15 protein-coding genes are annotated in these 21140 nt (G+C 47.2%); 5 read left to right on the plus strand and 10 right to left on the minus strand.

What is annotated here, in order from left to right:
- Positions 1-344 precede the first annotated feature (344 nt).
- A complete protein-coding gene (helD, locus tag CYJ37_RS18980) occupies positions 345-2603 on the minus strand; it encodes an RNA polymerase recycling motor HelD (RefSeq protein WP_009795053.1) in 2259 nt (752 codons plus the stop codon).
- A gap of 413 nt (positions 2604-3016) precedes the next feature.
- Here helD and CYJ37_RS18985 point away from each other — a divergent pair, with 413 nt between their 5' ends.
- Positions 3017-3634 carry a DUF47 domain-containing protein gene (locus CYJ37_RS18985; protein WP_009795051.1) on the plus strand — a complete coding sequence of 206 codons (618 nt, stop codon included), beginning with the start codon at positions 3017-3019 and terminating at the stop codon, positions 3632-3634.
- Between the two features lie 13 nt (positions 3635-3647).
- The gene (locus tag CYJ37_RS18990) at positions 3648-4646 is read left to right on the plus strand and encodes an inorganic phosphate transporter (RefSeq protein WP_009795050.1); all 999 of its coding nucleotides are present in this window, start codon (positions 3648-3650) and stop codon (positions 4644-4646) included.
- 47 nt (positions 4647-4693) lie between these two features.
- Here the strand turns inward: CYJ37_RS18990 and gntK are convergent, their stop codons facing one another.
- Complete coding sequence (gntK, locus tag CYJ37_RS18995; protein ID WP_101551066.1) at positions 4694-6238, minus strand: gluconokinase; 1545 nt, start codon at positions 6236-6238, stop codon at positions 4694-4696.
- Positions 6239-6395: 157 nt separating this feature from the next.
- The gene (locus CYJ37_RS19000) at positions 6396-7739 is read right to left on the minus strand and encodes a GntP family permease (RefSeq protein WP_022543531.1); all 1344 of its coding nucleotides are present in this window, start codon (positions 7737-7739) and stop codon (positions 6396-6398) included.
- A gap of 213 nt (positions 7740-7952) precedes the next feature.
- Here CYJ37_RS19000 and CYJ37_RS19005 point away from each other — a divergent pair, with 213 nt between their 5' ends.
- The gene (locus CYJ37_RS19005; protein WP_009795046.1) at positions 7953-8801 is read left to right on the plus strand and encodes a MurR/RpiR family transcriptional regulator; all 849 of its coding nucleotides are present in this window, start codon (positions 7953-7955) and stop codon (positions 8799-8801) included.
- Between the two features lie 157 nt (positions 8802-8958).
- Here CYJ37_RS19005 and gnd read toward each other — a convergent pair whose 3' ends face one another.
- From gnd to CYJ37_RS19035, 6 genes are all read right to left on the minus strand, one after another.
- Positions 8959-9885 carry a phosphogluconate dehydrogenase (NAD(+)-dependent, decarboxylating) gene (gene gnd / locus CYJ37_RS19010; RefSeq protein WP_263625375.1) on the minus strand — a complete coding sequence of 309 codons (927 nt, stop codon included), beginning with the start codon at positions 9883-9885 and terminating at the stop codon, positions 8959-8961.
- A 119-nt stretch (positions 9886-10004) separates the two neighbouring features.
- Positions 10005-10571, minus strand: a complete 567-nt coding sequence (locus CYJ37_RS19015) for a nucleotidyltransferase family protein (protein WP_101551068.1) — start codon at positions 10569-10571, stop codon at positions 10005-10007.
- Positions 10572-10598: 27 nt separating this feature from the next.
- Entirely contained in the window at positions 10599-11570 is a 972-nt protein-coding gene (locus CYJ37_RS19020; RefSeq protein ID WP_180827376.1) for a LacI family DNA-binding transcriptional regulator, read from the minus strand.
- Positions 11571-11847: 277 nt separating this feature from the next.
- The gene (locus tag CYJ37_RS19025) at positions 11848-13548 is read right to left on the minus strand and encodes an IseA DL-endopeptidase inhibitor family protein (protein WP_101551072.1); all 1701 of its coding nucleotides are present in this window, start codon (positions 13546-13548) and stop codon (positions 11848-11850) included.
- A gap of 51 nt (positions 13549-13599) precedes the next feature.
- Positions 13600-14973 carry a sensor histidine kinase gene (locus tag CYJ37_RS19030; protein WP_101551074.1) on the minus strand — a complete coding sequence of 458 codons (1374 nt, stop codon included), beginning with the start codon at positions 14971-14973 and terminating at the stop codon, positions 13600-13602.
- Entirely contained in the window at positions 14970-15677 is a 708-nt protein-coding gene (locus CYJ37_RS19035) for a response regulator transcription factor (RefSeq protein ID WP_009795038.1), read from the minus strand. The genes CYJ37_RS19030 and CYJ37_RS19035 overlap by 4 nt, the downstream gene beginning before the upstream one ends.
- A 183-nt stretch (positions 15678-15860) precedes the next feature.
- Here CYJ37_RS19035 and CYJ37_RS19040 point away from each other — a divergent pair, with 183 nt between their 5' ends.
- Positions 15861-17741 carry a dihydroorotate dehydrogenase gene (locus tag CYJ37_RS19040; RefSeq protein WP_101551076.1) on the plus strand — a complete coding sequence of 627 codons (1881 nt, stop codon included), beginning with the start codon at positions 15861-15863 and terminating at the stop codon, positions 17739-17741.
- Positions 17742-17770: 29 nt separating this feature from the next.
- Here CYJ37_RS19040 and CYJ37_RS19045 read toward each other — a convergent pair whose 3' ends face one another.
- A complete protein-coding gene (locus CYJ37_RS19045) occupies positions 17771-19414 on the minus strand; it encodes a M20/M25/M40 family metallo-hydrolase (protein ID WP_101551078.1) in 1644 nt (547 codons plus the stop codon).
- Between the two features lie 237 nt (positions 19415-19651).
- Here CYJ37_RS19045 and CYJ37_RS19050 point away from each other — a divergent pair, with 237 nt between their 5' ends.
- Positions 19652-20953 (plus strand): NCS2 family permease, encoded by a 1302-nt coding sequence (locus CYJ37_RS19050; RefSeq protein ID WP_009795035.1) that lies wholly within the window; start codon positions 19652-19654, stop codon positions 20951-20953.
- The last annotated feature ends 187 nt before the right edge of the window (positions 20954-21140 follow it).

Here is a 21140-nt window from a genome sequence, read left to right on the forward strand (position 1 = left end):
TGTTTGCTGCTTGTACAAATAAATTACCCCAGCTTCAAAATCTAAAACATGCGTCTTCTTTCCTTTATTTGCTAGGGTGAATTTTTACACAGCGGGAAAACAAGAAAGTTGGTCTTGTCTCTGCGCCAAAATGTTCTAGAAAAACCGAAAGCGGCTGCTCCCGCTGCAGCCGCCCATTTTATATAAACGGCTTCCGCCGATATTGTAATTATCTTCTTCCCCTGGAAAAATTGTCCAAAACTGATTTTCTGCAAAGATTTTTTCTAAAACAAGCCCAATTTTCCATCAGCAGAATTTGTGCCTAACAAAAAAGAATCCTGTTCAACAGGATTCTTCTGCACGCTTTATTCTTCAAGCAGGAAATCGGCCTTCTCCCCTCCGTAAAAGTACAGCCGGTGGAGCGGCCTGGTCATTCCCACATATAGAAGCTTAATATCGATTTCTGAAGATGCATCATATTTTTCATGTATCGAAACAATGAATACTGCATCAAATTCCAGTCCTTTGGATAGATAGGAAGGGACAATTACGATTTCATCCTTCGGAATGCTTTCCCGTTCTGCAAGCAGACGGACTTTTTCATCAGTCTCTTCCTTGAAATAATCGAATAAAGTCTGGCAGTCCTTCATTGTTTTACCGATGACAGCAAAGTTCTTTAGCTGTTCTTCCCGCAGCTCCTTTACCTTTTCTGCAATTTGCCGCGCGAGCACGGCTCCTTCTTCTCTTTCTATAAAAGACGGGCTCTCACCATGCCTGACAACAGGTTCCACCTGCGGAAAGGAGTAGGGCAGGAGCTTCAGCAGGCGGTTTGCTTTTTCCATGATTTCTATTGTCGTCCGATAGCTTTTCTGCAGCTCAGTATAGGTAGCACGCGGGAATATCTCGGTGACGACCGGTTCCCAAGCCTTTAGCCCCCGATAAGAGTGGATTCCCTGAGCGAGATCTCCCACCAGCGTAAACATATCTGTATCACAGGCCTTTTTTAAAGCATATATCTCCATATAGCTGTAATCCTGGGCTTCATCTATGACAATATTTTTTGCCTTTAAATCTTTATCAACCCCGTAAAGCTCTGTCTGCAGATACAGAAGGGCAGCCAGATCTTCCCGTTCAACCTTCTTCTTGGAGAGAATGGAAAGTGAGTAGCTGCATAATTCTTCTGCTTCGCCTTTTGTCAGTTCATTCCCTGAAAAACGGACGATCCTTGACGGATCCTCGAAAAGCTCACGATAGTAATCCAGCGCCTTCTTTTTCGGAAACTGCTTCATATAGTCGGGCACAGCCCTTCTGATGCTCTTTTGGACCTCCTCCAGCCGCCCGGCTTTTTGATCAAGGGCATGCGAGACATATTCCCTTCTTTTATCCTGATCCTTGCCGCGGTATATGGCCCTGTCAATCCGGTCATCATAGTAGGCTTCAATTTTGGCGAGGATATTCTTTTTCTTCCTTTTCAAATCGCCTTGAAGGATGCTCTTAAGCTTTTCAAGCCTCCGGAAATAGGGAAGATAATGATAATCTTCATGAAAAAGCCTGATGAATTTCTTTCTGCTGAACAGGCGGAACTTATCCGCCATAAAGTCGTCAGAAGGATAAAAGGTATAAGAGATACTCTTTAAGTACTGATCTAAAACGGTCTTGAACACCCGGGATCCCTTGATTTCTGAAACTCTGAGCCCGAATCCTTCTTCTTTTTCTTCAAGAAGCTGGATGAGCTTCCTGTCCTCTGCAATGGAGAAATTTCCGGATAGGCACTGCAGGACATACTCGGGAAACGTTGTCTGCCTGACTCTTTCCACACCTAGCTCAGGCAATGCTTCTGATATGTAGTCTATGAACAGCTGGCTCGGAGCCAGGATCATCAGCTGCTCCGGCAGGAAATTCTCTTTGTACTGATAGATGAAATAACTGATTCGGTGGAGGGCGATGGTTGTCTTTCCGCTTCCCGCTGCTCCCTGGACGATGATGGGCTTGTTCAGATCAGCCCTGATGATGCGGTTTTGCTCTTCCTGGATCGTTGAAATAATTTCAGTCAGCCGGCTGCTGGAGCTTTTGGCGAGGGAATCCTGAAGCAGTTCGTCGGTAGTGGTTAGATCGATGTCCCGGATTTCCTCCAGAATGCCATCCTCAATCATTAGCTGTCTTTTTAATGTCAGCTGGCCATCATAATTTTCACCGTAGGCCTCATATTCGACCCTTCCAAGCCTGCCTTCATAATAGAGATTGGCAATCGGGGACCTCCAGTCCACGATAATCTGCTCCTGGTTTTCCCTGGAATAGAGCGAGGTTTTTCCAATATACAGACTCTCCTTCTCTTCCTGGCCTTTATGCTGGTAATCAAGCCGGGCAAAATAAGGCTTTGGATGGGCATTTCGAAGGCTTGACAGCTCATCTTTGGACATTTCAAAAAAACGGGCGTTTGTCAAAATGGAGGAATAGCTTAAGCTTGATTCGAGCCAGTCCGTGTCCTGAAAGGCTTCTTTCATATTTTCCTTGAACTGGTCTTTGCTGGATTCAGCTGTTTTAATGACAGCCTCCATATATTTTCTGGTAAAATCGAGCCGTTCACTTTCCTTCTGATAATCGGGATGCTGGTCTGATGTCATATGTTTCTCCTTTCATTCCAATTCAGCCGCTTGAGAAAGAAGTTTATATGGGCTTGTAAGGAGCAGAAAGTTATATTATCAGAAAAGTCAACCACTTACAACACCTTTCTGTTTCAGCTGGAAAAAATGTAAATTCTCAGGATACTACCATATAAATTCTCAGCCAGTATAGTATTTATATTAAGTTTTTGTAAATTTTGAGCGAAATGCTACCTTATTCGACAAATTTCATATAAAATATTTTCGTTTGGGGGATTTTTTGCTGGAGCTGAGGCAGGGAATCGCCACAAATTTTGGATGAAAGAGCTTCTTTAGCGGGATAGCGGGTATACTATGTAACTAACCGGAACAGCAATTTGCCATCCGCTTAAGCAGCTTTTGGTTCTAGGCATTTAACAAATGGGGGTTTAAATATGGTTTTCAAGAAGAAGGACAAGTTTGCAATTTTGTTGAGCAGCATCTCTTCCAACGTAAAAGAGGGAGCTCACTATTTTGCCGATTACAAATTGAAAAACGTCAGTGATCTGAAGATTTTTTCCGAAACGATGAAAGAGTATGAAACAAAAGGCGACACATTTGTCCACGAGGTCATCAAAGAACTTAATAATGCTTTTATCACTCCGATCGAGCGTGAAGATATCCTCCACCTTGCGATGAGCATGGATGATGTCCTTGATGGGATTGAACATTGTGCTGCCTTGTTTGAGATGTACTCGATTACACAGGCAGACGATTATATGCTTAAATTTGTTGATGCCATCCGCAGCTGTTCATTGGAAATCGAAAAGGCCGTAGAGCTGCTTTCAACCAAAAAGCTTCTTGATATCAGAGAGCATGCCATCAAAATCAAGGATTACGAATCAAAATGTGACGGGGTCCTGCGCCAGTCCATCAAGCACTTATTTTCAGTTGAAAAAGATCCGATCCGCATCATTCAATATAAAGAAATTTATGAAAACCTGGAAGACATCGCTGACAGCTGCCAGAATGTCGCCAACACTCTAGAAACCATCATCATGAAGAATGCGTAAGGAGCTTTCATAAATGGATTCCATATTCATCATAACCATACTGATTGTCATAGGGGCATTGGCCTTCGACTTTATTAACGGCTTCCATGATACAGCCAACGCCATTGCTACAGCCGTCTCAACGAAAGCACTGAAGCCAAGGCATGCCATTATTCTTGCCGCCACGATGAACTTTGTCGGGGCTATGACCTTTACAGGAGTAGCCAAGACCATTACAAAAGATATTGTTGATCCCTTCACTCTGCAGAACGGATCAATTGTCATCCTGGCAGCATTAATTGCTGCGATCTTTTGGAATTTGCTCACTTGGTATTACGGAATTCCGAGCAGTTCATCTCATGCGATTATCGGCTCCATTGCAGGCGCTGCGATAGCAGCAGCAGGATTCCAGGCCCTTAATTACGGGGGCTTCATGAAAATCATCCAGGCGCTGATTTTCTCTCCGCTCATCGCATTTGTTGTTGGATTCATCGTATATAGCATTTTTAAAATTGTTTTTAAACACAATAACCTGACAAAAACAAACAGGAATTTCCGCCTGTTCCAGATTTTCACTGCTGCCCTGCAGTCATACACACATGGTACGAACGATGCCCAGAAAGCAATGGGGATCATTACAATGGCGCTCATTGCCAATAACTATGTCACAACTGATGATATCCCGTTCTGGGTCCAGTTCTCCTGTGCCTTGGCAATGGGGCTTGGTACTTCTGTCGGCGGCTGGAAAATCATCAAGACTGTCGGCGGCAAGATCATGAAAATTCGCCCTATCAACGGTGTTGCAGCTGATTTGACCGGCGCAGCCATCATCTTCGGTGCAACGGCAATACACCTGCCGGTCAGTACAACCCATGTCATTTCTTCTTCCATTCTTGGAGTGGGATCAGCCCACCGCCTAAAAGGCGTTAAATGGGGCACGGCACAGCGGATGCTGATCACCTGGGTCATCACCCTGCCGATTTCCGCTACGATTGCAGGTCTTGTGTACTTATTGCTGAATGCAATTTTCTAAACAAACAGCAAAAAAGCTATTGGAGCCAATCTCCAATAGCTTTTTTTTCATCCCAGATGCTTTTTCTGGAAGCGGGCTATGTTCTCATATTCGCCTTCAAGTGCTCTGGATAGGCGGATGAAGACCGGCAGCAGCTCCTGGTAAACAGCTGCATTCTCTGGATTCGGCTTATGGCTGAAGGTATCCCCCACCATGCCTGACACAATGCTCAGATCCTCGATTTCACCGACGGCATACAAGCCCAGGATGGCAGCGCCCAGGCAGGAGCTTTCATAGCTCTCAGGCACGACGACCTCCTGATTGAAAATATCAGCCATCATCTGCCTCCACAGCTCAGATCTTGCAAATCCGCCTGTCGCCTGGATTTTCTTCGGCTCCCCGATCAGTTCCTCCAGGGCCAGCAGGACGGTGAACAGATTATAAATAACCCCCTCAAGAACAGAGCGGATCATATGCTCTTTTTTATGGTGAAGACTGAGTCCGAAAAACGAACCTCTTGCATTGCTGTTCCATAACGGTGCTCTTTCGCCTGTCATATATGGATGGAAGATAAGGCCGTCCGCGCCGGGGCGGACCGCAGCCGCAATCTTTGTCAGCACATCATAGGCATCCATTCCCAGCCTCTTGGCAGTCTCCACCTCGGAGGCAGCAAGTTCGTCCCGGACCCAGCGGAAAATCATACCGCCATTATTGACCGGTCCTCCTATCACCCAATGCTTTTCAGTGAGCGCATAGCAGAAAATCCTTCCTTTCGGATCTGTTACAGGCCTATCGGTCACAGCCCGGATGGCCCCGCTTGTTCCGATTGTAACAGCTACGACGCCTGGATCGATCGCGTTGACTCCAAGATTTGATAGTACCCCGTCGCTCGCTCCCGCTACAAAAGGCACCGAGGCATCAAGTCCTGTCAGCTTCTGATATTCCTCTTTCAGGCCTTTCAGAGTATAGGTTGTCGGGACCGGCTCTGAAAGCTTATCCCCCTGAATTCCGGCTACCTCCAGCGCTTCAGCATCCCACGACAGATCTTTTAGATTGAACATGCCTGTTGCAGACGCAATGGAATAATCGACAATATACTCGCCAAAGAATTTGAAGAATACATATTCCTTGATTGAGATAAATTTCGCCGCCTGATTATAGATTTCTTTCTCCTCATTTTTCATCCAGAGCAGTTTGGATAATGGTGACATAGGATGGATAGGTGTACCTGTCCTCAAGTAGATTTCATGGCCGTTCAGGTCGCGTTTGATTTTCTCGGCCCATCCGGCGCTCCTGTTATCCGCCCATGTGATGCTTTTGGTCAGGGGTATCCCATCCCCATCCACAGCAATGAGGCTGTGCATGGCAGAACTGAAGCTCACGCACAGCAGGTCGGCTGAACTGATGCCCCCTTCTTCCATGCAGGCTTTTAGGGTGCCGGCCACAGCTGCCAGGATGATATCCGGATCCTGCTCTGCAGCCGAGGGGCTTGGCGTATGTAAAGGATAGCCGATGGAATGCTTGGCAGCCACCTTGCCTTCTTTATTAAAAAGGACAGACTTTGTGCTCGTCGTCCCGATGTCCACTCCTAGCATATATTTTTCAGCTGTCATATGAACCTCTCCAATCTTTTAAAGCTCTCTTTTTAAGTTTACAACGAATCAAAAATAACATACACCGATATGGATTCCCTCCCGGGGCAGCAGGTCCGGAAAGCAGAAGAAGGAAGCGCTCCCGCTCCCTTTTTCCTTTATATTTATCTGCCTCTGTTTAAGAAATGAAGAATCCGATTATAAATACAACCAGGAATCCGACAATGGCAATCAAGCTTTCCATGACAGTCCAGGACTTCAGCGTGTCCTTAACATCAAGGCCGAAGTAGCGGTTAACAAGCCAGAACCCTGAGTCGTTGACATGCGAGAAAATGGTTGCGCCTGCCGCGATAGAGATTACAATCAATCCAAGGACCGGCCCTTCCAGTCCCATGATTTCAATAAGCGGGGCAATAAGGCCTGCCGCTGTTACCATCGCTACCGTTGCCGAACCCTGGGCCACACGCACAAATGTAGCAATCAGGAATGCGAGCAGGATCGGCGGCAGTGATGAAGAAGCCATCATATCCCCAAGAACCTGTCCAACGCCTGAATCAATCAGAACCTGTTTGAAGACACCGCCGGCACCGGTTACAAGGATGATGATCCCGGCTGGCTCAAGAGATTTTGTCGCAATATCCTGTACCTCCTGACGGGAGTAGCCGCGCTTCGTCCCAAGGAAATAGAATGCCAGCAGTGTAGCCAGCGTCAGAGCAACAAATGGATGTCCCATGAAAGTGAATACGGCACGCAAGCCGTTCCCTTCATCAAGTACAACACCGGACACTGTATTAATTAAAATCAGTACAAGCGGGATGAAGATGATGCTTGCAATCATTCCAAAGCTTGGAAGTTCCCTATCATATTCTTTTTCTTCAATATTCATATATTCCGGAATGGTGACATGAATCCTTTTGGCAATAAATTTACCGAACAGCGGACCAGCGATGATCATGGAAGGTATACCTGCTAAAATACCAAACAGGATCACCCAGCCCAAGTCTGCACCAATCAGGTCAGCTACCGCGATTGGGCCCGGAGTAGGCGGAATGAAGCTGTGTGTGACAGCCAATCCGGCCAGCAGCGGTATCCCGTAGTATAGAAGGGATTTACCAGTTTTCTTGGCAAGCCCGTAGACAATCGGCACAAGGATAATGAAGCCGACATCAAAGAATACTGGTATGGCTACAATGAAGCCCGTGATGCCCAGGGCCCACTGTGCTTTATCTTCCCCGAATTTCTTGATCATCGTCTGTGCCAGGCGCTCAGCACCGCCGGAAACCTCGAGCATCCGGCCGAACATAGCCCCGAGCCCGACTACGACAGCCACAAACCCGAGGGTTCCCCCCATGCCATTCTGGACAGATTCGATGACGCCTCCAAGCGGCATTCCTGCAGCAATCCCTACAAGCAGGCTGACAAGGAGCAATGCGACGAAAGCATGGAGCTTGGTTTTCATTACAAGAAACAGAAGCAGGAAGATTCCTGCCATTGCTACTAAAATAAGCATTGAACCAGACATTTTTGTTCCTCCCCTATTAAACGCTTACATTTTGATTTCAAATAATTTGGCAGAATACGAAATAATTTTCTTCTTTATCTATTAACCAACGAAAAAAAATTCTTTCGCCTTATGTTTTTATTATATAAAATATTTTTCTAATTGCAACCGTTTTCAAAGAAATTTTTTTCTTTTATAATAGTACTATAGAAAAATTTGATAGGGAGTGCATCAATGGAAACTCTTTATTGCTTTGCCCGCATTAAAACCCATTATTCCAAATTCAGTGATAAAGAAAAAAGAATTGCTGACTATATTTTGGACAACCCCGAAAAAATAGTCCACAGCTCCATCAATCAGCTGGCAGATGATTTAGGGATTGCAGATTCAACGGTTTTCCGCTTCTGCAAAAGGATTGGCTTCAAAGGCTATCAGGCGCTGAAAATAGCCCTTGCCTCTGAGATTGTCGCACCGATAAAGGATATCCATGAGACGATCCAGGAGGAGGATGACATTCTTACGGTCTCGGAAAAAGTGTTCCGCTCAAACATCAATACATTGGAGGATACCCTGAAGCTGATAAGAGGAGGCGCTTTTGAAATGGCTGTGGAAGCAATCCTGCAGGCGGAAAAGGTTGAGTTTTTCGGAAGCGGGGGCTCAGGAATCATTGCCCAGGATGCCTACCACAAATTCATCCGGACCGGACTTACCGTTCATGCCAACAGTGATTCCCATTTGCAGCTCATGTCAGCTTCCCAGCTTTCCGATAAGGATACGGCCGTGTTCATTTCCCATTCAGGGGCAACGAAGGATATGATCGGAGTGCTGAAGGTGGCCAAGGAAAACGGCGCCAGGACGATCAGCATCACCAACTTTGCCAAAACCCCGCTGACCCAGCAGGCCGACATCGCCCTTTACACGGTTGCTGAAGAAACAGACTACCGCTCAGAGGCCCTGTCATCCCGCATTGCCCAGCTGAGCATCATTGACGCCTTATATGTAAACGTCATGATCGCCCGCAAAGATGAAGGAAAGCAGGCACTTCGGAAAATGAGAAATGCCATCTCTTCAAAACGGATTTAACCCCGAAAATGAAAACGCTTTATATGCTGCGTATTTCAGGTACGGCTGTGAACAGCAAAATTCACAGCATAACCAGCAAAAAAAAGACTGCAGACATTCAATTTTCATTGAATTTATCTGCAGTCTTCAGATCCTGCTTAGGCAGGATCATTTTTTATTATTCGCCGCTTTTTACGACCGCATGGCCGCCGAATTCATTCCTGAGTGCTGCCACTACCTTACCGTGGAATGTATCATCCTCAAGTGAGCGATAGCGCATGAACTGGGACATCGCAATAACCGGGGCAGACGCCTGGAAGTCAAGTGCTGCCTCTACTGTCCATTTGCCTTCGCCTGAAGAATTCATGACACCTCTGATGCCTTCAAGCTTAGGATCTTTGCTGAACGCATTCTCCAGAAGCTCAGACAGCCATGAACGGATGACAGAACCATTATTCCATACACGCGATACTTCTTTGTAGTCATAGTCGAAATTGCTTTTTTCAAGAATTTCAAAGCCTTCGGCAAAAGCTTGCATCATTCCGTACTCAATGCCATTGTGGACCATTTTCAGGAAGTGGCCGCTGCCGCGCTTTCCAGAGTAAAGATAGCCGTTTGGAACAGAAATATCAGCAAACAGCTGCTCAACCTGGCTGAAAGCTTCTTTGTCGCCGCCAATCATCGTGCAGACGCCATGGCGTGCACCTTCCTGGCCGCCGCTTGTTCCGCAGTCGATATAATGGATGCCCTTCTCTGCCAGCTCATCTCCGCGGCGCAGAGTTTCCTTGTAGTTGGAGTTTCCGCCGTCAATGATGATATCTCCTTCTGTCAGCACGGCTGCTGCACTGCTCAGAACCTTTTCTGTGATGTCGCCAGCAGGCACCATCATCCAGATGACCTTAGGAGAAGGGAGCTTTGCTGCAAGCTCTTCTATCGAAGCTGCCGTCGCGACGCCTTCTGCCGAAATCTTTTCCATTGCTTCTGTATTTACATCATTAGCCACCACTTCATGGCCTTTGTCTCTCATATTAAGGGCAAGATTATATCCCATTTTGCCCAGTCCGATTATACCTAGCTTCACGTTTCTTCCTCCTATGTACAGCATAAGCCTTTGATTAAAATCCTTTTCAACTATAACATTTTATCTCCAAAAATCAATCACTACAACCTCTGCCCAATTACCTTATTCATGCCCTATTTCTGCTGGATTATTTTATAGCCCTTTTAAATCTGCTGAATGCACAGCCCGCTCCAGCTGAGATGCCATTTTTTCTTTATTATCCTCTGGCGGTATATTTCCCTTTTCTCTTCATTCTCCAGGAAAAAACTGGTCGGCCTGACCACTCCGCTGACGGCATCTTCCACTCCCCAGGGGGCACCCAATTTAAGGCGGCCCTGATCCAGGGTAACAGCAAGCGCAGTTGCTGTTTCAGGAAATTTGGAAACAGCATCAATAGAAGAAGCGTAAGGAGGCATCCCGTTCCGGACAGCCATCCTTGCCTGATTTTTCACGGACCATGGAACACCGGGCAGCAGCCTCCCCAGCAGCTGTTCAGCCTCCTTTTCAGAAGCTTCACCAGTATTTTCTTTATCGAAATATATGACATCGATATCCGGGAGAGGCGTTCTCTCCCGGATATCATGCAAAACATCCCATATCTTAGAGCGGACAAACCCGGCACAAATCCACCAGTCCGGCAGCCCGGCAGCTTCAGCCGCTTTCAGGATGTCCATCATCCAGCCGTCCTCCTGAATGGCCTTTACTATATCTTCTTCACTGTTTAATTCCATACACTCACTCCCCGGCAGCATGTCCCTTCAGACAGTTTTCCTTTCAATCAGGGCTGCTTCTGCCTCCATCTGTTTTACCTGTCCGCTCGTGAGCTTTTCGAGGAACAGCCTGAAAGCTGTTTTGCCCATTTCGTTTACAGGCAGATCCATCGTTGTAATCTGCAAAGCCCTGGAAATCGGATGATTATCAAAGCTTAAAACAGCAAGATCACCTGGTATCCTGAGTCCCAGCTTGCTCCATTCCGCAATGATGCCGGCTGCCACCTGATCGCTGCTGACGAGCAGCGCGTCCGGCCGCTCTGCCATCCCATAAAGCTGCCTGGCCACCCTTTCGCCATCCTCAATGCCCAGGCATCTGTCAAAAATCCAATCTTCTGTAACGGCGATACTCTGTTCTGCCAATCCTTCAGAGAATGCCTGATAACGGAGCATGCTGTTTGTTCCGGTTCTCCTGGCAATGCAATAGCCGATTCTCCTATATCCTTTAGACAGCAGATGATCGAGCCCCTGCCGAAACGCCTTATAATGGTCGATATACACAGCACTGACAGCAGGATGGTCCAGCTTTTCACATATAACTGCAGGCATGCTGAGGCAGTACTCCTCCATTTTGCTCCAGCTGCTTTTCCGGGAAAGAATGATCATCCCATCAACCATCCTCATTTTCATCTTTGCGAGTGCCTCTATTTCTTTATCAGGATCATAGGCAGTCTGAAAAAGGTGAAGCCCATAATCCTGCTTTAAAGCTTCCTCTCCAATCCCTTCCAGCAGGGAAGAAAAATAAGGGTGATTCACATATGGCAGCATAACTCCTACCGTCCTGGTCTTCCCTCTTGACAGATGGACTGCATTGATATTCTGGATATAATCGAGTTTTTCAATGGCCTGCATGACGGCCAGCCGCTTTTCTTCAGCCACATAAGGATGCTTATTAAGCACCCTGGAAACTGTTGACACAGACACGTTTGCCAGTTTGGCAATTTCTCTGATATTCGCCATCCCCTGACCTCCTTGCTTATCAGCATTATAGCATGCTGCATTTTCACTTGCGCTGGAACGCATTTCATACTTTATGCTCCTCTTATGGTTTGAGAAATTCAGGAAGGAGGACGCCGGATGCTAGGGATTTTATGCCTGCTGTTCCTATGCGCTTCAGTAGTGTCAGCTGCTGCCTATAGCTTAAGCCTGAGAAAAGGCAGCAGCAAGGATCATGAAAAATAACATGAGCAGCATAACAGAAATGAACCATCCCTGGCTGCAGGGGATGGTTTATACACTAAAAGCTTCCCGGCATAGAAGAAATTTTCCAGCCCGCCTTTGTTTTTTCAAATTCAATATGAAAGGTTTCGTATAAAAGTGTATCACCGAGCGGGGCCTTTAAATCAAACTCTTTCACGTCACCGGCATCCTTCATCTGAAGGATTTCTGCATGCTGATAGCCCATGATGGACCCCCCGTCTGCATTAGGCTGCACGAGTCTTCCATTGTGGACCTTGATGCCTGAATGAGTGATATAAGCTGAAATGGCTTCGTTTGTAAAGGAAGATGAAAAATACTGGATCAGCTTTGATTCTGAATCGAGATCACTGCCCATAAAGCGATAGTCCAATTCATTGATCGTTATGGATTCCATTTCTTCTATATTGCCGCCGCTTTGAACATGCCAGCGCTTTTGTGCCGCTTCATTGATGGCAGCAGCCAGCATTTCTTCCTCCAGATTTTCGAGCTTCTGTACAGGAGAGCCCCTCTTCAGGCTGGAGATTATTTCATCCTTTTTGGATACTGCCAAGCTGTAAAGATCAAAAGCAGGACTGCCCGGGGGATAGGGGTTTTTCCAACCTTTCCTGACCATATATATAAAACGGTCATCCTCAAAAAGCTTCAGCATATCTTTTTCATCAATGGGTTCTCCCGCATCTTTAGGATAAATCACAATATCAAACAGCTGCCCTTTTTCCTCCCCCTCGGGCTTGATGCTAGCAGATAAACGGTATTCATTGCTTGGTCCGGGAGATCCCTCGACAGCCAAATAAGGAAACAATTCAAGCGGGATAGCGAGCGTCAGGTCGGGTTCGGGAATATATAAAGCAGTATCCTGTCCCTCCCTGTCTTCAAGCATGGCTATAATTTCGTCTTTCAGCTCTGAAAACTTGCTGTAACCCGGCATAATCATGTTTAGGTTCATGCCCTTTTCAATTGATTGGATTGCTTCTTCGGGCTTTCCTTCCTTCACCTGTGCTTCAGCCAGGAAATACCAGTACATTGCTGCATCAGGGACTTCAGCTGTCCTTGCTTTATAATATTGTGATACTTCAGGGAAGTAAGCTGGATACAGCTCTTTATCAGAAGCAAAGCGGCTGCCGTTCCATGACAGCATATCAACCTGATACACATCAGCAAGATCGCGTGCCCAGACGGCCAATGAATAGAAAGATCCTTCTTCAGGGCGGACCATTTCCAGCTCGTGATAGTTTTCCTGGCCAATCTTTTTCAGGGAGCCTTCAGCAAAGGAAAAAATATTGAGCGTGCTTCCTGCTGAAGCGCCGATGCTCCAGCCCAGCAATAGTTCATCCGCTCCATCCCCTGTCACGTCGGCGGCCGCACCCCAGCCAACATCAAATCCAATCCCTTTTATATCTTCCTGCAAAGTCCATTCTTTTTGCACTTTTTTGAGAACAAGAGTCCCTGGTTTGCCGGGGTCTCCTTTGAGCTTGTAGAAAACTGCCGCTTCCGGTGACCCATCTCCATCAAAATCCGCTTCCAGTATGCTGCTTCCTCCAACCGGCCTGTCAGGAACCGCTAAAATTGCATCTGCAGGGAGGAACCGCTTGGCGACAGGCTCAAGATTTTCTTTTTCCTGAATCTTTTCTGCCGGGGGCCTTGGCGCCTGTATAAGGCTGACCGGCTCAGGAAGAAACGTGCACCCTCCAAGCAGCAAAAAGCCCAGCAGTATGGTTATAAGTTTGAGTTTTCTCATTTTCCCCTCCACTCTCCCTCAAGGGCTAGAAGGAAATACATTCTTCCATCCTTACAAAGGCAGCCTGATATATGCGGCAGTTCCCTTTCCTCTCTCACTGGCCAGCTCAAACTGCCCTTGATGTGCCGCTATGATTTCCTGGCAGATTGCAAGTCCAAGTCCGGTTCCAGCTCCATGAATTTTTCCTTTATAAAACTTTTCCTTAACTGCTTCCAGCTCATCGTCAGGTATCCCCGCCCCTGTATCACTGACGATAATGACTGCTTCCTTTTCCCTCCGCTTCAGGGCGACTGATATGGCGCCCTCTGCAGGTGTGAACTTCAAGCTGTTATCAAGAACATTCAGGAGCACCTGCTTCAGCCGATCTCTGTCTGCATTTAAAAAAAGGGGTTCTTCCGTTATTTCACTGGATAAAAGGATATACTGGCGATTCGCCCGCGGTCTAAGCTGATTGACTGTCTGCTGGACCATTTTCTGCAGCAGGATACGCTCAAAAACAAAGCCCGCCTTCCCTGATGAAAGGCTTGATAGATCAAGCAGTTCACCGAGCAGATGGCTAAGCCTTTCACTTTCGTCTGTAATGATATCCAATCCTTCGGTGAACACCTTATCATCCGTCATGCTCCGGAGTGTAAGGGCCCATCCTTTGACAGAGGTCAAAGGTGTCCTCAGCTCATGGGAAACAGAGGCAATAAATTCATTCTTCAGCTTCTCATGCTTTTCGGCTTCCTCGGCCATATAATTCAATGTATCGGCAAGCAGGCCAACTTCATCATCCCGCTCCTTCTTGATCCTCACTGAAAACTTTCCGGATGCCATCAGTTCTGCAGCCTCTGTTATACGGCTTACAGGCTTAATAATCGTATTCGCCAGAAAATAGCTTATAATCCCGGCAATCAGGATGACGGCGAGTCCGATCATAATTAATGCTGATGCATTTTGCAGGAAAACTTCATTAAGCTGTTCGAGTGAAGTTGTCAGCCTGATGGCACCTACCGGCTCTCCGGAAACGAGGATCGGCCTTGCTACAGAGAGAAGCTTTTCTCCAGCTTCGGTCCCCGTCCAATAGCCTGTAGTACCGGAAAGGGCAGATTCTATATCCTGAAAACCCTTCAGGCTTTCTCCTTCCGACAGGCTGCTCCCTGACAGCAGTGCTCCATCCTTGCCGACGATCTGCACCTTAGCATCAAGGAGGAAATTGTACTGCTGCAGGAGCTGATCTGCAGAATCCTTGAGCGGCCTAGTCTGGAAATATTGCTCATAATAAACGGAGAACATGCTCCCCTGATCCCTGAGCGCCTGCTTGACACCCCCCATATAATAAAGCCGCAGGGCTGACAGGATGACGGCCTCGAAAAGGGCCACTGTGATGATGATCATCACAAGGTAGCTTCCTGCAAGACGTTTTCCGATCCCATTTTTCATGACTTATGCCCGCTTTCCTGAAAGCAATAGCCATACCCCCAAACCGTTTTAAGAAACAAAGGGCTTGATGGTTCATCTTCTATTTTTTCCCGCAGCCTCCTGATATGGACATCCACTGTTTTCGGATCACCGAAATAATTCAATCCCCACACTTCGTCAAGAAGCTCATCCCTAGTGACTGGCTCATTCCGCTTTTGCAGGAAAAACTTCATCAGCTGGAATTCTCTTGCCGTCAATTTTACAAGCCTGCCCGACTTATACAGGCGCTGGGTTTTGACTTCAAGCAGGTAAGGGCCCAGCTCTAAGGCTGCAGGACGGACCGGGGAAGTATTCCTTGATGTCCGCCTCAGAACAGAGCGGATCCTTGCGGCAAGCTCAAGCGGGTTGAAGGGCTTGACAATATAGTCATCTGCCCCGATTTCAAGACCCATGATTTTGTCCATATCCTGCCCTCTTGCAGATAGGATAATGATGGGCAGATCCGGGTGCCGCTCCCTGAGCCTTGCACATATTTCAAAACCATCCATATCAGGAAGCATCACATCCAGCACCACGAGTGAAGGGTTTTTATCCTCCGCAAGCTGCAACGCCGTTTTCCCATCTCCCGCTTCAAGCACCTCGAAGTTGGATCTTTCAAGATTAAATAGAATAAGCTTCCGGATCGGCAATTCATCCTCGACAACCAAGATTTTTCCTTCTATCATTCTAGTGACCTCGCACATTCAAATTGATTTCATAATTTTATTTTACAACGGGTACTGATTTTGGAAAATATTTTCATTTATATTTCCAGAAAAAAATGCCGTCCTGCCCCCTCGCTGCCTTCTGGTTAGAATGGAAGTTTTCCAGTACACTAGGATTAGAAAATCATCAGGGAGGTGCACACGATGCCTGACTGGTCATATCATCCGATATTCAAACCGATTCTGAAAAGGCTCCCGGGCGGAGCGGGACGGGAATTTATCCATAAAGGGATGAACACTCTTTCATCGCTGCCGGGCGGCAGGCACATCATTGAATTTCTTGGCCATATGTCTCCGGCACCTGAACTTCAAAAGACGATGCTTGGATACAGCTTTCAATCGCCTGTCGGCTTAAGCGGGAAAGTGGACCCCCTTCTTTCCGGTACAAAGGCTTTTACCGGGCTCGGCTTCGGTTTTCTGGAAGCCGGCCCTGTTTCTATGGAAGTGCAGCTTTCCAGCGGGACCGCTGTCAAGCATCAAGATGGATCGATTTCCTATCCTGTCCCGCTGGAGTCCATTGGAGTGGATAGGACGATCTCCCAGCTTGAAAAAATGAAAGCTGCCCATCAGCCGCTGTTCATCAGAATAGATTCACCTGCTTCCAGCATGGATTTGGCAGCAGCTGAAATTATCGAGCTGGCTGGACGCCTTTGCCCATATGCTTCGGCAATGATCATTGAAAGCGGTTGGAGGTTTAAGCAGGATCACTATAGAAAGATTGCCGGTATTCTTAAAGGCAAACCTGTCCTCCTGGGCACTTCCCCCGCTGCCTTCCGGAAGCAGCAAACCGTTATTGCCGCTTTGGCAGATGAAGACCTGATTCAGGGGATTGTATTAGATGAAGAGGCGTCTTTTTCAGGCGGCAGGCAGACCTTCCCATTGAGCGCTCCAGAAGCTTTCACGGATTGTTTATCGACTATAAGAAACGCATATCCAGCTGGCTTTCCTGCAATTATCTCCGGGGGAGTCCTTGAGCCGGAGGATGCCATTTCATTATATACAGCAGGAGCAGACTTGATTATGCTGTCGGGAGGATATGTTTCCTCAGGGCCCGGGCTTCCAAAGAGGATCAATGAAGCGGCTGCAGACCTCGAGGTTCATGCAGGAAGGGGGGATTTTGGAGGCTGGATGCTGTATTGGCTGTTTGGTCTTTTCATCCTGATTGGCGGGCTGATCGCCCTTTTTTTCAGCCTGACATCTGTCATTCTTCCCTATGATGAACATTTCCTTGGCATCAGCCGGGAAGACCTTATACTGATGAACCCGCTGCTCATCAAATTTATGCTGCACGACCGGATGACACTCGCCGGGACCATGATCTCCGGCGGAATCCTCTATATGGAGCTTGCCCGCCACGGTGCCAGGAACGGTCTCCACTGGGCACGGAAGGCCATCAATGCTGGCGCGGTGACTGGTTTTCTCGGAATCCTGCTGTTTATCGGATACGGCTACTTTGATTGGCTTCACGGACTTTTTTGGCTTATTCTGCTTCCCTTCTTTTTATTGGGGCTCCGGAACTCAAAGGAAGCCAATCAAAGGCCTCGTTCTATTAATAAAAAAAACACAGTAGCCTGGCGCAAAAGCCTCTGGGGGCAGCTGTGTTTTGTCATCCTTGGTTTTTCTTTTGTTATTGGGGGGATATCCATTTCCGCCATAGGTGCAACCGGTGTTTTCGTTCAGACTGATATCGGATATATCTGCATGACCCCTGAACAGATGAACAATCTCAATGAAAAGCTCATCCCGCTGATTGCCCATGACCGTGCCGGTTTTGGCAGCGCTTTGTTCAGTGTTGGCCTGCTGGTGCTGATGACCGCCCTATGGGGCTTCCGGCAAGGTGAGAAGTGGGTGTGGAGGATGCTCCTCATCGGAGGGATTCCTGCCTTTGCGGCAGGCATTCTTACCCATTTTTATATCGGCTATACCACCTTTTATCATCTCCTCCCTGCCTATTTTGCTTTTGGGCTTTATATAGCAGGGCTTGTGCTTACACGCAGATTTTTCCTGGATCAGGCTGCTGACTGAGGCAGCCTTTTAAAGAACGGGACTTATGATCAGCCGCTTTGAAGCAGCCTGACAGTCAGCTTTCTGATCAGGTCAGGCAGAATGCCAAAGGTATATGGCTTGTAGACTCTTTCTGTCCATTTATGTCCTCCCTTTCCATAGACTCCGATATTCAGGGAAGGAATATTCAGTGTTTTCATTTCTCCCAGCGGGACGGGAAAGAGCTTGTCCATTGCCGGGAAATTCTGCTTTAACAAGCCAATTTCATTATCTGACCCGCTGTATGAAAGAAAGCTGGCATCAGACAGGTAAGGGAAATACTTTCTCAGTTTAAATTCCTCGCCTGTCAGCATCTCCTCCTCTCTAAGCACTTCTTCTAGACAGCTCAGGATGATTCCACCCTCAATGTGATTCGCAGGAAGGAATGGAGGTGCAAAGAACAGGATTGCTCTCGGCTTTTTCTCGGGATCAAGCCGGTGAAGTGCCTCGACAGCTGCGAATGCAAGCATCCGCTCATCATTTTCATATTCTCCCGCTTCTTTAATGCTATCCCTCACAGCTTTCACAGGATCGAGCCCTAGTCCATCAAGATAATGGACCATTTCCGAAAAGGTGATGACCTCCATTCCCCAGTCATGACCTCCCCTGGGAAGGCTATTGGTGCGCCGATAAAGCTCATAGCTCTCCGACAGCCTCCTCTCAGCGTCAGTGCACGCTTCCATTGCAATCATCTTCAATTCCTTCATCAGCTCTACAGGCGATTTATTATAGATAAAATAATTGAAATACAGCTTGCAGCTTACGGCTGTCTGGACATCATAGCTTTTTTTGTCATCTTTCATATATAAGCAGCTCGGCGGCAGGATTAATTCATCTTCTACCTTTTCCGCAAGATTGAAGTTCTGGCTGATCCTTAGATTGAGCTCTGATGCTACAATCGTCGGGTCAAGCCCTGCAAGGCTTTCGCCTGCATGCGCTTCTCTCCCTGCAATATAAAAACACGGCAGCAGCTTGCCGGCAGTTCCTGCATAGATATACTTTCTGCTGTCTCCGTCGAACAGAGGGGAGATGAAGTCATTATTGATGCTGGCCCGGTATTGAAGCCCGTGCTCTGCTTTGAGCCGGAGCAGTTCCCCCAGTGCAGCCCGAATGCCTGTGTGCTGGCCTTCTTCATCCGCATTGAAGAGGACCACCAGATTCCCGTCAAGCTCCTCTGGATGCTCTGAAAAATAAAGGAGATTTGCCAGGTGGACAGCAATTCCGCTTTGCATATCAAGCGCCCCTCGGCCAAAAAGCCATTCACCTGATCTTGAATCACTACAAAGCTCCATATCTGCTTCATATTGCGCAAAGAAAGCCTGCAGCCCGTCCGGATCATGGGCAATAGGCTTTAATGTGCCATAGTCTTCAATCCCTACCGTATCTAAATGGGCATGATAGAGGATTGTCTGCTTTCCCTTTCCTTTAATAAAAGCAAATACATTTTTCCTGGAAAAAGGGTCCGCTTCAATCTTCTGCTCCCAGCAAAAACTTGGGCGGGTTTTGAAATATGGAAAGGTGCCGATGATCTCCTTAATAAATTCTGCCTTCTTTCTTTCACCGTCTGTATTGGTATAGCTATCCCGCTTGATGAGCTCTGCTGTCAGCTTTTCCGCCTGTTCAAAGATTGTCAGTCCCTGCAATTCTGCATACATGCAAAATTCCCCCATTCAGTAATTGAAATAAGTGTAAAGTCTGCAGGTTACAATAATCAACCCATTTTCAAATTATTTAATTTTTTTCCCGGTACCAGTTTTAAGCTGAAGTTTATGTGAAACCGAATGCATTCAGGCATTTTACAGAATAATAATGATTAGCACTTGAATTTCATTATAAAAACGAATATTATATTATTTGTGCTTTTTAAATGTTCGTATTTCCGGAGGTTTTTTATGTTTAAACTTAAAGATTATCAAACCAATGTGAAAACAGAGGTTCTAGCAGGCATCACAACGTTTTTGACGATGGTTTATATTGTAGTCGTCAATCCTGTCATCCTTTCAGATGCAGGTGTTCCTTTTGAGCAAGTATTCACAGCGACCATCATTGCTGCTGTTGCCGGGACATTGTGGATGGCCCTGTTCGCCAATTACCCGATAGCCATCGCCCCTGGAATGGGCTTGAATGCGTATTTCGCCTATTCAGTTGTGGGCACTCATGGAAATATTGATTATATGACGGCATTTGCAGCCGTTTTCGTTGCCGGGATCATCTTTATCATCCTGTCATTGACACCTTTCCGGAAGAAGCTGATTGAAGCGATTCCTGAAAATCTGAAGCATGGCATCACGGCCGGGATCGGCTTGTTCATTGCCTTCATCGGACTGCGGCTTACAGGCATCATTACAAGCCATCCGACCAATCTTGTAGCACTTGGGGACCTTCATCAGCCATCTGCCGTGCTTGCGCTTATCGGCCTGGCCGTCACACTCGTCCTTATGGTATTGAATGTAAATGGCGCAATGTTTTTCGGAATGATCGCTACCGGACTGATTGCCTTTTTCACCGGCCAGCTCAGCTTTGAGCAAGGATTTGTTTCACTGCCTTCACTTCCTGATGGCCTGATCATTGCCAATCCGCTGTCAGCATTTGCGGAAGTCTTCCAGCATAGTCTGTATGCAGTCGTCTTCTCTTTCCTGCTTGTTACGATCTTCGATACAACAGGAACAATGATCGGCGTGGCCCAGCAGGCCGGGCTCATGAAAGGCAATACCATGCCGCGGGCGAGGGAGGCGCTTCTTTCTGACAGCATCGCTACCACGATCGGTGCAATGTTCGGTACAAGCCCGACCTCCGCATATATTGAATCTTCTTCAGGAGTAGCCGCAGGCGGCCGGACCGGCCTGACCTCCCTGACTGTAGCTGGTCTGTTTGTCCTTGCAGCCTTTTTCGGTCCGCTCGTAAGCGCGGTATCCGGACTTTCGGCCATCACTGCACCAGCACTGATCATTGTCGGCAGCCTGATGATGGGGAGCATTTCGCATATTAAATGGAATGAGCTGGATGAAGCATTCCCTGCCTTCCTGATCATCCTGAGCATGCCGCTGACATCAAGCATCGCAACAGGCATCGCACTTGGCTTCATCTCCTACCCGCTGATGAAAATCGTAAAAGGAAAATGGCGCGACGTCCACCCGCTTGTTTACCTTTTTGCCGTATTGTTCTTTTATCAGCTGGCGTTTTTGCCGCATTGATAGAAATGCGGAGGCGACTGTTCAGGTGCGACAAGCATAAGACGCTTTGGAATTGAAGGCGTTCTTTGCCTTCGGTTCCAAAGTGGCTTATGACTCGAGCACCTAGGAGCCGGAGCTGGACCAATCGAAATGCGGAAAAGCCTTGCTCAGCCCCGACAAGCATAAGACGCGCCAGAATAAAAGGCGT

The organism is Bacillus sp. UMB0728, from assembly GCF_002858875.1.
Taxonomy (GTDB): Bacteria; Bacillota; Bacilli; order Bacillales; family Cytobacillaceae; genus Bacillus_AB; species Bacillus_AB infantis.